General features: G+C 51.5%; 12 protein-coding genes. 9 read left to right on the top strand and 3 right to left on the bottom strand.

Annotated elements, in window-relative coordinates; all coding sequences use genetic code 11:
• Position 1 precedes the first annotated feature (1 nt).
• The 5 genes from ACGHZ6_RS22760 to purU all read left to right on the top strand — a co-directional run bounded on the left by ACGHZ6_RS22760 (position 2) and on the right by purU (position 8,423).
• Positions 2-2,443: a putative bifunctional diguanylate cyclase/phosphodiesterase gene (locus ACGHZ6_RS22760; protein ID WP_390616358.1), complete on the top strand. Its 2,442-nt coding sequence runs from the start codon at positions 2-4 to the stop codon at positions 2,441-2,443.
• 178 nt (positions 2,444-2,621) lie between these two features.
• Positions 2,622-3,929 carry a DUF1835 domain-containing protein gene (locus ACGHZ6_RS22755; RefSeq protein ID WP_390616357.1) on the top strand — a complete coding sequence of 436 codons (1,308 nt, stop codon included), beginning with the start codon at positions 2,622-2,624 and terminating at the stop codon, positions 3,927-3,929.
• A 208-nt stretch (positions 3,930-4,137) separates the two neighbouring features.
• The gene (gene typA, locus ACGHZ6_RS22750; RefSeq protein ID WP_390616356.1) at positions 4,138-5,946 is read left to right on the top strand and encodes a translational GTPase TypA; all 1,809 of its coding nucleotides are present in this window, start codon (positions 4,138-4,140) and stop codon (positions 5,944-5,946) included.
• A gap of 194 nt (positions 5,947-6,140) precedes the next feature.
• A complete protein-coding gene (locus ACGHZ6_RS22745) occupies positions 6,141-7,475 on the top strand; it encodes a substrate-binding domain-containing protein (RefSeq protein ID WP_390616355.1) in 1,335 nt (444 codons plus the stop codon).
• A gap of 84 nt (positions 7,476-7,559) precedes the next feature.
• Positions 7,560-8,423 carry a formyltetrahydrofolate deformylase gene (purU, locus tag ACGHZ6_RS22740; protein WP_390616354.1) on the top strand — a complete coding sequence of 288 codons (864 nt, stop codon included), beginning with the start codon at positions 7,560-7,562 and terminating at the stop codon, positions 8,421-8,423.
• A gap of 17 nt (positions 8,424-8,440) precedes the next feature.
• On the opposite strand, the gene pip is transcribed toward purU, so the two are convergent.
• The 3 genes from pip to ACGHZ6_RS22725 form a co-directional block, all read right to left on the bottom strand.
• Positions 8,441-9,412, bottom strand: coding sequence for a prolyl aminopeptidase (pip, locus tag ACGHZ6_RS22735; protein ID WP_390616353.1), 972 nt, complete (start codon positions 9,410-9,412; stop codon positions 8,441-8,443).
• 36 nt (positions 9,413-9,448) lie between these two features.
• Positions 9,449-10,024, bottom strand: coding sequence for a hypothetical protein (locus tag ACGHZ6_RS22730; RefSeq protein WP_390616352.1), 576 nt, complete (start codon positions 10,022-10,024; stop codon positions 9,449-9,451).
• A 68-nt stretch (positions 10,025-10,092) separates the two neighbouring features.
• On the bottom strand, positions 10,093-10,689 hold the full coding sequence (locus ACGHZ6_RS22725; RefSeq protein WP_390616351.1) for a hypothetical protein: 597 nt from the start codon (positions 10,687-10,689) through the stop codon (positions 10,093-10,095).
• A gap of 106 nt (positions 10,690-10,795) precedes the next feature.
• Between ACGHZ6_RS22725 and ACGHZ6_RS22720 the strand changes: the two genes are divergently transcribed.
• The 4 genes from ACGHZ6_RS22720 (at position 10,796) to ACGHZ6_RS22705 (ending at position 14,402) form a co-directional block, all read left to right on the top strand.
• Positions 10,796-11,368, top strand: coding sequence for a DNA-3-methyladenine glycosylase I (locus ACGHZ6_RS22720; protein ID WP_390616350.1), 573 nt, complete (start codon positions 10,796-10,798; stop codon positions 11,366-11,368).
• Positions 11,369-11,429: 61 nt separating this feature from the next.
• The gene (dtd, locus tag ACGHZ6_RS22715; protein WP_390616349.1) at positions 11,430-11,867 is read left to right on the top strand and encodes a D-aminoacyl-tRNA deacylase; all 438 of its coding nucleotides are present in this window, start codon (positions 11,430-11,432) and stop codon (positions 11,865-11,867) included.
• A 129-nt stretch (positions 11,868-11,996) separates the two neighbouring features.
• Positions 11,997-13,106, top strand: a complete 1,110-nt coding sequence (locus ACGHZ6_RS22710) for an HD-GYP domain-containing protein (RefSeq protein ID WP_390616348.1) — start codon at positions 11,997-11,999, stop codon at positions 13,104-13,106.
• 264 nt (positions 13,107-13,370) lie between these two features.
• Complete coding sequence (locus tag ACGHZ6_RS22705; protein WP_390616347.1) at positions 13,371-14,402, top strand: GGDEF domain-containing protein; 1,032 nt, start codon at positions 13,371-13,373, stop codon at positions 14,400-14,402.
• The last annotated feature ends 22 nt before the right edge of the window (positions 14,403-14,424 follow it).

Here is a 14,424-nt window from a genome sequence, read left to right as displayed (position 1 = left end):
CGTGGGCTTAAGACTTAAACTTATCTTGATTTCCTTTTTGCTGGGGCTGGTGCCGCTCCTGCTGACCTGTGTGGGTGCCTATTGGTATTTTGAAAACAAGCTGCGCTCCGAGGCGCTGCATTATCAACAGGACATGTTGGGGCAGTTGGAGCTCAACGCCACCGCAGAGGTACATAAATTAAAACAGGTGACCCGACAAATTGCGGTCGACGGTGTACTGGGCAAATACTTTGAAACCAATGTTGATGTGCGGCCCTATCTTATGCAGCCGGCGGTGCTTAGATTGTTTGCCGGTTACGGTCGAATTAACCCCTCTATTAAAGCGATTGGTTTGTACGGGGCTGAGGGCAAGCTCGATACCTATTTTTCCCTCGGACGAGAAAAGGTGGCAGCGGATTTAGGGGCTTTTAGTCGCGATGAGCTGGAAGATAACCAGGTGCGAGTCATTCTGCGTGATGGTTTCGGCGGGCCCAGGCAAACCGTTGAAGGTGTGGTGCCGGTAATTCGAGATGCGCGCAACAAAACGACGCTGCAAAGAGAAAGTCGCGTCATGGGTTATGTGGTGGTTTGGTACAGTATTGAGCCCTGGCAGGAAATGCTGAAACAGACCGAGCAGCGTAATGCGAAGTTCTTTTTTGTCAGTGATTTTGGTGAAGTGTTTGTTGGTGGCGAGAATTTAGAGTTTACCAACCTAAGCGTAGATACCATGCAAGCCATGAGTGTCGATGAGCACGGCCACAGCCAGGTTCACCTTGAGGTTGATGACCATAATTTATTGTTAAGCTTGCGTAACCTAAGTGAAGGTTTTTGGCTGGGGGCATTAATTGATGAAGATGCCATTAACAGTAGCGTTCTGAATTTTTTGTGGGTGATTGTTCCCGCGCTGCTGGTGGTGTTGCTGCTAACCGGGCTGATTTTTTATTTGCAGGTGCTGCGCATGGTCATTGGCCCGGTTGACCGTTTAATTGATGCTACTCGCCGTGTCGCGCAGGGCAATTACAAACAGCCGCTGCAGGTCAACAGTAAGGATGAGTTGGGTGAGCTGGCGCTGGCTTTTCAGCATATGGGTGAAAAACTTGATGAATCGAGCCGCCGCATTCGAGAGTTGGCATTTTTTGATCCGCTAACCGGTTTGCCCAACCGTTCGACCCTCAAGCGAACATTGACAGCCGCGATAAAAAAATCCAACCGCGACAACAGTAAGTTGGCGGTGTTTTTTATTGACCTGGATGATTTTAAAAAGGTCAATGATAGCCTTGGCCATGCGGCGGGTGACGAGCTGTTAATCCAGATAGCCAAGCGCTTAAAAGACAATATTCGACAAAGTGAAGTGTTGGCTGCCGACTCTGTGGTATCCAGTCGCAATGCGTTGGTCAGTCGTCGTGGTGGCGATGAATTTAATGCGGTTATCACCGACATTAAACAGGTGCACGAGGCCGCTGTTGTCGCAGAGCGTATTATTGAAAGCCTGAATGCGCCGATTATGCTGATGGGATCGGAAACCTGTGTCAGTGCCAGTGTGGGTGTGGCTATTTACCCCGGCGATGGTGACGATGCCGATACCTTACTGCGCAACGCAGACTTGGCCATGTATGAGGCCAAGGCGCAAGGTAAGAATAATTACCATATTTTCACTGAAGCCATTAATCAGCAGGTGCATGAACGCCTGAGTTTGGAGCACGCCATTCACGAGGGGTTGCGCAAGGGTGAGTTTGAACTCTATTACCAACCGAAAGTGCATCTGCAAACCATGCAGGTTATTGGCCTTGAGGCGTTGATTCGCTGGAATCATCCGGAGCGAGGTTTAGTCTCGCCGGCAGAATTTATTCCGCTGGCTGAAGAGAGTCATCTTATTTTTGATCTCGGCAATTGGGTGTTGGGTGAAGCGTTAAACCAATTGCAGCAGTGGGGCGCGCATCTACCTGAAGGCGTACGTGTCGCTATCAATATTTCACCGCGGCAGTTGGCGCAGCCCTCCATTGTCAGCCAGATTATTGATATGGCTGGGCATTTTGGCGTGCCGCTGCAGCGTCTGGATCTTGAAGTGACCGAAACCAGTTTGCTGGAAGACGAGGCGCAGGCCAGTCAGCATTTGTCGGCGCTGCGTAGACATGGCGTTACCATCAGTCTCGATGATTTTGGTACCGGTTATTCATCACTGACCTTCTTGCGACGGTTGCCCATTGATGCAGTAAAAATTGATCGCAGTTTTGTCTCGCAAATTGCCTTTGAAGGAGAGGATCGCACCATTGTGCAGGCGATCATGGACATGTGTCTGAAATTGGGATTAAAGATAGTGGCGGAAGGTATCGAGTCTGCCGATCAGCTGTCGTTCCTGGTGGCCAATGACTGTCACGAGGCCCAGGGTTATATGTTCTCCAAACCCATGCCTGCCGATCAGGTGTTGGCGTTTTTGCGTCAGCCTGAATATTTAGCAATATAAGGCTTGGTGATTTGACAGCTTGCTCGCGAAAGTTTAATTTTTAGGGCACAGGCTTGGTCGAAGCCTCTGTGTCCGCGGAAAGGGCTGCGCCCAAGACTTTTTAGGTGAAGCACACCGCTTGTTTGTTTCCCTTTTCTATCTGCTCGGCGGACACAGATAACCGGAAAGGGTAACGACCATGACATCTGTCTCCCCAGAAGCAGTCCCCCCAGAAACCCCGTTTCGTCTTAACCTTGAGCAGCAGAAAAAGCGCGCCAAGGCGTTATTGCGTCGCTATCGCGCTGCAGATGAAGCCGCTCAACAGCGATTTTTTTCCCATCATCCCAAAGCGTCTAAAGTAACGCCTGCAGACGTTAAATTGGCCGATGCACAACTGGTGTTAGCCCGTGAGTTGGGTGTGCCGAGTTGGGCCAAGCTCAAGCAACATATTGCAGCGATGGACAATTCCCTGCAGCAAATCGAGAGTCAATCGAAAGCGGTTGATAGCGATATGAAAACCCTGCATGTGCGCTGCGGTAGCGATATTCAGCAGGTACTACCTATGGCAGGTTTCAGTGGCGAGTTTCTGGAGTATCAAGACCCTGTGTGTCAGGGCCCGGTGCAGAAGCTGAATGATGAGGCCTATCGGCAAGACCGTGCTGATTTTATTGCTGCAGCCTATGGGCACTTGGTGGGAATGTCGCGCGAGGATATCTATCAGGATTCCGTTGCTGCCGATCAGCGTTTGCTCTCGGCGGCAGAAAATTACCAGCGTGTAGTCTTGTGGTTTGAGCATGACACCTACGATCAGCTGATCCTGATAAAAATCCTGTCGCTGTGGGCGCAGGCCAAAACACCGGCACAGTTGCAGATGGTATCTCTCAATCACTTCCCGGGCGCTGAGCGTTTTATCGGTTTGGGGCAATTACCGCCTGAGGCCATACACCTGTTGTGGTCCTCGCGCACGGAAGTTAGCTCGCAGCAATTGGCGCTTGCGGTTGATGCCTGGGATGCCTTGAGCAGTGATAGCCCTGAATCCCTGTTGGGCTTAATGCACAGCCCTCGCTGTCAGGCCTTGCCTTATTTATCCAGGGCATTGGAGCGTCATTTGCAAGAACTGCCCTCACTCGGTAATGGTTTGGGGCTAACCGAGCAGCTCAGCCTGGAAATCATTCACGATCAACCTCGCACCTGTGGTCAGGTGTTTCGCGCACTGATGTTGGAGCGCGAACCCATGCCCTGGCTGGGGGATCTGATGTTCTGGCATATCCTGCAAAACCTGGCCAAGGCTGATGAGCCGTTGATTAGCATCGAAAGGCTCGAAGATGAGGATTGGCCGCGCTTTCCGGTCGAGCTGACTGAGGCCGGTTTGGCGGTGCTGGCCGGGGATCGAGATTATCTCACCTGTGGGCCTGTTGAGCGTTGGCTGGGTGGGGTTTGTATTGCTCCTGGTTGGCCCGTTTGGCGTTGGGATAATGCTGCCCAGAAGCTCAGTTTAAGGGTGTAACTATGGGGTCTAGACCCCATCCCTGGCAACAACTTCGTACTCGGGGCCTGACCCTGCGGGTCAGACCCCATTCGTGGCAGCCTTCCTCAGCTCGAACTATTTAACCGCTGGTCATTTAATCGCCGTCTTTTCACAGGTATAATGCCGCACCTTTTTTCATGGCCAGGCGCCCCAAACGGCGATAAGGCCCGCAGTAGAGACACTCATTGTGATCGATAAACTCCGTAATATCGCCATTATTGCCCACGTTGACCACGGTAAAACTACCCTGGTTGATAAACTTCTCAGCCAATCCGGCACGCTGGATCGTAAGGACGAAGGTGCCGAGCGCATCATGGACTCCAACGACCAGGAGAAAGAGCGTGGCATTACCATTCTGGCGAAAAACACCGCCATCAACTGGAATGACTACCGCATCAACATTGTGGACACTCCGGGGCACGCCGACTTCGGTGGTGAGGTTGAGCGTGTACTATCGATGGTTGACTCGGTACTGCTGCTGGTAGACGCCGTAGATGGCCCTATGCCACAGACCCGCTTCGTAACCTCCAAGGCCTTCGAGCAGGGTCTGAAGCCTATCGTGGTTATCAACAAAATCGACCGCCCTGGCGCGCGCCCTGACTGGGTAATGGATCAGGTATTTGACCTGTTCGACAGCCTGGGTGCGACCGACGAGCAGCTGGACTTCCCGGTGATCTACGCCTCTGCCATTAACGGTATCGCCGGTGAAGATCCGGACGCTATGGCTGAAGACATGACCCCGCTGTACGAAATGATCGCCGAGCGTGTACCTGCACCGGAAGTTGATCCGGAAGGTGCTTTCCAGATGCAGGTTTCTGCCCTGGACTACGACAGCTACGTGGGCGTAATCGGTATTGGCCGTATTACCCGCGGTACCCTCAAACCCAACCAGCAGGTTGTGGTTAAGTCTGCCGACGGTGAGGAGCGCAAAGGTAAGGTACTGAACGTTAAAGGCTACCTGGGCCTGGAGCGTATCGACACCGATCTGGCTACCGCCGGTGACATCGTGTGTATTAACGGTATCGATGGTCTGAGCATCTCCGACACCCTGTGTGATCCAGAGACTGTTGAAGCCCTGCCGCCACTGAGCGTAGATGAGCCAACCGTAAGCATGACCTTTATCGTTAACGATTCTCCGTTTGCCGGTAAAGAAGGTAAGTTTGTAACCTCTCGCAATATTAAAGACCGTCTGGATCAGGAGCTGATCCACAACGTTGCTTTGCGTGTTGAGCAAGGTGATAGCCCAGACAAATTTGTTGTGTCCGGCCGTGGTGAACTGCACTTGTCAGTACTGATCGAAACCATGCGTCGTGAAGGCTTTGAAATGAGCATTTCGCGCCCAGAGGTGGTTCAAAAAGAAGTCGACGGTGAGATTCAGGAGCCATTCGAGCGCGTTGTGATCGACGTGGAAGACGAGCATCAAGGCGCCATTATGGAAGAGCTGGGCTTGCGTAAGGCCGAGATGACCAACATGGAGCCAGACGGCAAAGGCCGTACCCGTTTAGAGTTTATGGCGCCTTCGCGTGGTCTAATTGGCTTCCGTGGTCTGTTCCTGACCCTGACTTCCGGTTCCGGCATTATGACCAGCATCTTTGATCACTACGGCCCGGTAAAAGCAGGTGAAGTGGTTAGCCGTATTAACGGCGTACTAGTGAGCATGGTGAAAGGTAAGACCCTGTCTTATGGCCTGTTTAACCTGCAGGATCGTGGCCGCTTGTTCCTGGGCCACGGTGCAGAGGTTTACGAAGGCCAGATTATTGGGCTTCACTCTCGCGCCAATGACCTGGCGGTTAACCCCACCAAAGGTAAGCAGCTGACCAACGTGCGTGCTTCTGGCACAGATGAAGCTTTGACCCTGACGCCACCTGTCAAGCACACCCTGGAGCAGGCGCTGGAGTTTATTGAAGACGATGAACTGGTAGAAGTAACACCAGAGAGCATTCGTCTGCGCAAGAAACTGCTGACTGAGAATGAGCGCAAGCGTGCTAAAAAATAATTTTCAAACTTGAACATTATTTTGAAATAACGGGAGCTTAGGCTCCCGTTATTGTTTTTCGGGCAGTAAAAAAAGGATTTGCCTGCCACTACATACAAATCGCCGGTAAAGACATATATCTGTCATGTTTTTGTCATCTAGTTGTCTTATTGTGCGCCCCATATCTATATAGCGAAAAAGCAAAGGTAGGATTTATGGCGAAGTGGAAGGCTGGCTTGTTGGCGGTCATTTTCTGGAGTTTGAGTGCTGCTGTAGGGGCGGTCAGTTCCCTGTCTGCCAGTGAACCGCGTTTGCTGTTTACCGTACACGGTTCCAATACCGTTGGGGCCAGCCTGATGAAAAACCTGCTGGTCGCTTATCTGGACTCAAAAGGGGCAACGGATATTCAGGCCGCCGATCTGGTGGTAGAAAACGAATACCGCGTTCAGGGTGTAATTGACGGTGAAGTGGTTTATATCAATGTGGCCGCTCACGGTTCCAGTACTGCTTTTAAAGGCTTGCTGGGAGGCGTTGCCGATGTAGGTATGGCTTCGCGCCGCATTAAAGATAAAGAAGTTCGCGCCCTGGAATATATGGGCAATATGCGTGACTTTGCTGCCGAGCATGTTGTGGCCATCGATGGTCTGGCGGTGATCGTTAACCAGGTAAATCCCATCGACAATTTAAGCCTTGATCAACTGGCGGCGATTTTCTCTGGTCAAATCAGTGACTGGTCAGAAGTGGGTGGCAGCCCCGGCAAAATTTCCATCCATGCTCGTGATAACAAATCCGGTACCTGGGACACCTTTAAGAATCTGGTACTGCGCAAAAAAGTAAAGCTGTCGCAAGAGGCGGCACGTTACGAATCCAATGACCGTCTTTCCGATGAAGTGTCTATGGATCCCAATGCGATTGGTTTTGTGGGCTTGGCCTCGGTGCGTGACAGTAAAGCCATTGGTGTTAATGAGCAGGGTACTGACCCTCTGTTGCCGAATAAATTAACTGTGGCCACCGAAGATTATCCGCTGGCTCGTCGTCTTTATGTGTATACCCCGCCAGGTATTATCCCTCACGTGATTCGTGATTTTATTACCTTCGCCCAGAGTGACTTGGGCCAGAAGCAGGTGGATAAAACAGGCTTTATTTCCCAGAACATTACCAGTATTCCCGCGTCTGCTGATCTGCAGGGGCCGAAGGAATATTTGGCGTTGACCAAGGATGCCCAGCGTTTGTCCGTTAATTTCCGTTTCGAACAGGGTAAGGCTGAGCTGGATAATAAAGCTATCGAAGATATCCGTCGTTTAACCGAATACCTTGATGGCAGCGAGGGCGATCAGCGCCTGTGGCTGATTGGTTTTGGTGATACCAAACAAACCGAGCAGCGCGCCAAGGTGCTGTCCAAGTTGCGAGCCGTGGCCATTATGTCTGCCCTGCGTCATGCCGGTGTGACCAATACCAGTATCGCCGGCTTTGGCGCCTACAAACCGGTGGCTTCCAATAACAGCAAAAGTAAAATTAAAAACCGCCGTGTTGAGGTATGGCTGCGCTAAGTTAAGCGCGCTAATCTGTTAACTGTCGTGCAGACGGGGTAAAGTATAGGGCTTATAAAGAATCGATTTTTATGAGCCCGTTTTATGAGCCAGCAACGCCTCGTCCTAACTCTTAGCTGTTCTGATCGCCCCGGCATTGTCGCCGACGTTACCACCTTCCTGGCAGCACAGCACTACAACGTTGAAGAAGCCTCGCAGTTTGAAGACCGTCAGGAAAAGCGCTTTTTTATGCGCACTGAACTGGCACCTGCCAGTGATCAGGCGACACCTTTGGCCGCGTTACAACAGGCCTTTGCTGACTTGGCGGAAAAAGATGCGATGTGCTGGCAGTTACGGGATCTGGCCGATAAGCCTAAAGTGGTTATCGCTGTATCGCGCTGGGGCCACTGTTTAAATACGCTGCTGCACAAATGGAAAGAGGGCACCTTGCCCGTTGAGATTGTTGCGGTGGTGTCCAACCACAATGATATGCGCGATCTGGTGGAGTGGTACAACCTACCCTATCACTACCTGCCGATTAGCAAAGATACCAAGCCGCAACAGGAAGCCCAGATTCTTGAGGTGATGGAAAAAGCCCAGGCCGACTTTTTGGTGCTTGCCCGTTATATGCAAATTCTCTCCAACGAGCTGTGTGAAAAACTTGAAGGCCGGGCCATCAATATTCACCACTCTTTCCTGCCCGGTTTTAAAGGCGCCAAACCCTATCACCAGGCCTATGATCGCGGTGTGAAATTGATTGGCGCTACCGCACATTTTGTTACTTCGGATTTGGATGAAGGGCCGATTATCGAGCAGGAAGTTGAACGGGTGTCTCACGCCAACAACCCCGAAGAATTGGTCGAGATAGGTCACGACATAGAAAGTGTGGTGCTTTACCGCGCCGTGCGCTGGCACGCCGAACAGCGCGTGCTGCTTAACGGTAGTCGTACGGTTGTGTTTAGGCGTTAAGGGCTTTTCCGCCTACGCTATGCCTGTTCTGGCGGTTCGCCACCAAAGCGTCTTGCCATGGTGCGGGTAGCGCGAATCAGTGCATCCACAATGCTGGGCTCGCGTGAGGCGTGACCGGCATCGCGCACAATATGTAATTCAGAATCATGCCAGATTTGGTGCAATGCAAAGGCATTGTCTAATGGGCAAATCATATCGTAGCGGCCGTGCACAATAATGCCGGGTATACCTTCCAGCTTGCCGGCGTTGGCAAGAATCTGGTTATCCGTTAAAAACGCATCGTTCATAAAGTAGTGTGCTTCAATGCGAGCCAGTGACAAAGCCAGGTGTGGATCGGAAAAGGTTTCCACGACATCGTGATTGGGGCGCAGCGTTGCACAGTGGCCTTCCCACAGTGACCAGGCTTTTGCGCACGCCATCTTTGCCAGCTCGTTGGAGCCGGTCAAACGCTGGTAATACGCTTGCAGCAAGTTATCTTGTTCGGCGACGGGAATCGGATGTAAAAAATCTTCCCAGTAATCGGGAAACACCAAGCTAGCGCCGTGTTGATAAAACCAATGTATGTCTTGCCGGCGGCAGAGAAAAATCCCGCGCAATATTAAACCCAGAACGCGCTGTGGATAGGTTTCTGCATACACCAGGCTCAGCGTCGATCCCCAAGAGCCACCAAACAGTACCCACTGCTCAATACCCAGCTGTTCGCGAATTTTTTCTATATCGGTAACCAGAAGTTGGGTTGTATTGTCGATTAAATCGGCGTGGGGTTTTGAGCGGCCTGCACCGCGCTGATCGAAGAGGATAATGTGGTATTTTTCGGGATCGAAAAAGCAGCGATCCTGTTTACTGCAGCCTGCCCCCGGACCACCGTGAACAAATAAAACCGGCAGCCCGTCGGGGTTGCCGGATTCTTCGATATAAAGTTCGTGGGTGTTATCTACCGCCAGCATCTGCGATTTGAAGGGCTTGATGTCAGGGTAGGGAATTAGCATCGTGTGATCTCGTTCCGTTTCAGTTGTTAATCCATCTTAATGAAAAACGCCACCTCGCATAATGACGCGGCTGGCCTGTCGTTTGGGATCGTAGACTAAATGCACCCAACTGGAATCGCCGGTAGCGTGCCAGATAATCGGTTTGTCCTGTTGTCGCAGGGCCTCGTACTCTGCTGTGGAGATAACCACGAAGTCATTGGTTGCTTCATAGAAATCATCGACGTTGGTGTAGCGTGGCAAAAACTTGGTCGAGCGGCTATTGGCAACATTGAGCAGCTGCTCGGCAAACGCGACAACCACTTGGCTTAGTTCCGGCTCATGTAATTTGTAGGGCATCAATTTGGCCAGCTTACCGGTGTATTGGTACAGCAATTGTTGCTTGGCGTTTATGACCACAATATCGACTTCAGACTCAGAACAGGAGTCACCATAGATATGTACTCGCAGTGTGTCTTTTGCCTCAGGGGCACTAAAAGCAATATTACGCTCCTGGGTTAGATCGCACTCTGACGCAGAGGCCGTTTGCATGCCAAACATAAGTAACAGTGCGCTTGTGTAGGCGAAAGTACAGGCGGTAAAACGACGAAAATCTATAAGGCGAAGTGGGTTCATAGTGTGCTCCTGCAGTCGTTATTGTGTCAGATCCCTTGAGTATAGATCATGGGTTTGCTGATAAAGGGTTAGTGGAATACGCCGCCACGCATAATGACCTGTCCTTGATCTTGTTGTTTATCAAACACAACGTGCACCCAGGTGGAGTCCCCGGTGGCATGCCAAAGGATAGGGATATTCAGTTGTCGCATGGTGCGATATTGTTCAAGGGGCACCACCACAAAGTCATTGGTGGCATCGTAGAACTCTTCCACATTGGTATAGGCGGGCAGGTCACCGGTACTGCGCTTGACTGCTTCACTCACCACCTTGTTAACAAAGAAATCGACCAGCTTGTTGAGCTCGGGCTCGTAGATGATATAGGGCATGTGCAAAATAAAATCGCCACTGTATTTGTACAGAGTCTTGCCATCGGGGCTGGTGATAGAGATAACCACCTTGGCGTCACTACAGGGATTGCCTTTTACCGTAACGGCCAGGGTGTCCTTGTGTTCTTTATTGCTGAACCAGATTTTGCGTTCTTTACTGCTGTCGCAGGGTTGCGGATTGATTTGTGCCTGAGCGGATGGCGCAAGTCCCAGGCTGATTATCGCGCAGCTTATCGTGCAACAAAGACGACAGCAGATCTTCCAGAAAACAGAGAGGGTGAACTTGCTGACATACATGGTGTGCGGCCTGTTACAAAGCTGTCATAAAGGGATAACTTTGAGTGTAGACTATGGTCTGCGGCTTGCCCCGCAAATATAAGGACATAGAGTAAGGATAGAGATAATGACCAAACGCTGTTCCTGGTGTGGCGACGATCCGCTTTATCAGGCCTACCACGACACGGAATGGGGTGTGCCCTGTTTTGATGACCATAAACTGTTTGAGTTTCTACTGCTGGAAGGCGCCCAGGCAGGTTTGTCCTGGATTACGGTGCTGCGCAAACGCGAGGGGTATCGGCAGACATTCGATGGCTTCGATCCAGAGAAAATCGCCCGCTACAACAGCCGTAAACTGGAAAGCTTGCAGAACAATAGCGCCATTATTCGCAACCGCCTGAAAATCGAAAGTGCGGTGAAAAATGCGCGGGCATTTTTAGCGATTGTGGAGCAACACGATAGCTTTAGTGACTACATTTGGCAGTTTGTTGATGGGCGTCCCAAGCAGAACCGTTGGCGCACTTTAAAGCAGGTGCCTGCCTCTACTGCCGAGTCAGACCTGATGAGTAAAACCCTGAAAAAAGCCGGTTTCAGTTTTGTCGGCTCAACCATCTGTTATGCCTATATGCAGTCCATGGGTATGGTTAACGACCATGTGACCAGCTGCTTTCGGCATGCCGAATGTGCCGCCCTTTCTTAGGTGCCCGGAGGCGTTATAATGCCGCCCTTTTACTTTCGACCATAGATCAGGGGAGAAAACTGTGCGGGGATTGATTCAGCGGGTTAAGCAGGCCAGTGTGGTGGTTGACGGTGAAACCGTGGGTGAGATTGATCAGGGTATCCTGCTGCTGCTGGGCGTAGAAAAAGGCGATGCGCTGCCCAATGCCGAGCGTCTGCTCCAAAAAGTACTTAGCTACCGCATCTTCAGTGACGATGAAGGCAAAATGAACCGCAGTGTCAGCGATATTGAAGGCGGTCTGCTGGTTGTGTCGCAGTTCACCCTGGCCGCCGATACTCGTAAGGGGACACGCCCAGGCTTTTCTACTGCCGCTGCTCCTGCCGATGCCGAAAGCCTCTACAACCAGTTTGTCGAAATGGCCCGCGTCACCCACCCCAAAGTAGCTACCGGTATCTTTGCCGCCGATATGCAAGTCAGCTTGGTCAACGATGGGCCGGTGACCTTTTTGCTGGAAACCTAGCTTGGCAGGCAATTCCGCATTCTCTGTCTATACTGTGAGATGGGCTAAGCCTTTTTCGGCTTATTTCAAAAATCTATAACAGAGCCCGTATAACAATAACGTACATACGGCTAGAAACAGGCAGCAGAGATGACGGCACGCGATGATGTGCACAATGGGCGGATTCTGATCGTCGATGATAACCCGGTGAATATCGCCATCGTGGAGAAGATCCTCAGCCACGAGGGTTATCGCCGTATTGATGCCACCACCACCCCTGCCCAGGTTGCCGATCTCTACCGCGATAATGATTACGATCTGGTGCTGCTCGATGTGCATATGCCGGAGATGACTGGCTTTGATGTGATGGCGCAGCTAAGCCGTGAATACCCCGGTGACTATTTACCCATCCTGATTCTGACCGCCGACCACTCTGAGCAAACCCGTAACCAGTGTTTGGCCTCTGGCGCCAAGGATTTTATCGGCAAGCCCTTTGACCGTGCCGAGGTGCTGCTGCGGGTACGCAATATTCTGGAGGTGAGGATGTTGCACAAGGCCGTGCTTAATCACAATGTCCAGCTGGAGCAAAAGGTACGCGAGCGCACCCAGCAGTTGTACCAGGCACAGGTGAAGCTGATTGAGTGCCTGGGTAAGGCCGCCGAGTACCGCGACAATGAAACCGGCATGCATGTTATTCGCATGAGCCATGCTTCGGCCCTGTTGGGTAAAGCCATGGGGCTGGGTGAGGATGAGTGCGAGATTATTCTACAGGCCAGCCCCATGCATGACATCGGCAAGATTGCCATTCCCGATGAGGTGTTGCTCAAGCCCGGTGGCCTGGAAGCCAAGGAGTGGGAAACCATGAAAACCCACGCCGAAGTGGGGGCTGAAATTCTGGGGGACTACGATAGCCAGCTTATGCAGGTTGCCGCTCAGATAGCCCGGACCCACCATGAACGCTGGGATGGCCAGGGTTATCCACAGGGCTTAAAGGGCGAAGAGATCCCCCTCTATACCCGCATAGTGACGGTCTGTGATGTATTTGATGCCCTGACGTCTAAACGCCCCTACAAAAGTGCCTGGAGTGTGGAAGAGGCTATGGCCTATTTGCAGGAAAATAGCGGCAGTCACTTTGATCCGCGGGTGGTTACCCACTTTGCCGATATTCTGGGGGATATTGTGGCGTTGCGTAATACCTATCCAGATCATCGCCTGGCGGCTCGGCCAGCTCCTGACAAGGGTGGAGACCTTCGTCATTAGCCCTATTTGAACGGGTAAAAGCCAAACAAGCCGTGCTGTTGGCCATTATGGGCTGGGTGTTGGTCTTGCTAGCCTAGATAAATATTGGCCGTTGGGGTCAATATTCACTTACAAGTCGTGCTATTATTGGTCGCCTTTTTACAAGGTTTAGGGTATTTGGACACCAATAGGGTTGTTTTTGCACCAGGGTGGTGCGTATTTCTATCGGGTCTAAATTAGATGTATTTATAAGCAGTTGATAACAATACCAAGATAATCAGCACAATGGCCGTTAACCCCGATATTACAATTTCTGCCAGCCACCTGGATGCGGCCTTGGCGGAGATGAAAGCCCTTAATATTCCTACAAGTCCTGCCAATATTCGCGTTTGGTATGACTTCTGCGAAGGTGAGAACCGCGATATTGTTGTCGCTATCACCGAGCTAAAGAGTAACAAGATCCCCTTCGACGCAGACCTCTGTTACGAGCTTTACCATCGCTTCTACGGTGAGTTGCCCGCCGAGCGTCTGGAGCAATTCAAGATAGCCCTGGCCGAAATGGTTGCCGAACTGGGTATCCAGCTGGGTGATATTGCCGATGGTTCCACCGATTGCACCGATGCTCTGGCCGCGGCCGAACAGGCTTTGGCCGACGGTTGTGAGTTGGAGGCTCTGAAAACGATTACCGCACAGCTGGTGGCTGAAAGCCGCAAGGTGATCGAGCACAATCAGCAAATGGGCGATATTGTTAAGTCCATGCAGACCCAGATGTCTTCCCTGCAGGTTAATCTGGAGAAGGCCAGCACCGAAGCCTTAACCGATAAGCTGACCGGGGTTTCCAACCGCCGCGCCTACGATAGAAAGCTCGATTCTATTTTGGCCAACCGTAAAGAAGGTGATGAAGTTTGCCTGCTGATGATGGATATCGATCACTTTAAGAAGTTTAACGATACCCATGGCCACTTGATGGGCGATAAGGTGCTGCGCTTTGTGGCGCAGATGATCCTGAAAGTGATTAAGGGCGATGACTTTTTGGCTCGCACCGGTGGTGAAGAGTTCCAGCTGGTTTTGGAAAACTGCGGTCTGGAAGACGGCATTAAAATCGCCGAGAAAATTCGTGAAGTGATTGGGGCTTCCAAACTGACCAAGGGTAAGGACCGCACGCCTGTGGGTTCTGTGACCCTGTCGATCGGTGTGGCACAGATTGGTTTGGAAGAGCGCCGCAACGATTTAATTAATCGCGTTGATGGTTACCTTTACGATGCCAAATCTCAGGGCCGCAACCGTGTTGTCAGCGAAGAAGCCGCAACCGCGTAATTCGCTAGTATTGCAATTACAT

The sequence above is a fragment of the Maricurvus nonylphenolicus genome, assembly GCF_042854845.1.
Classification (GTDB): Bacteria; Pseudomonadota; Gammaproteobacteria; order Pseudomonadales; family Cellvibrionaceae; genus Maricurvus; species Maricurvus nonylphenolicus.
Note: the sequence above shows the minus strand (reverse complement) of the source record. Positions and strands in the feature narration are given on the sequence as shown.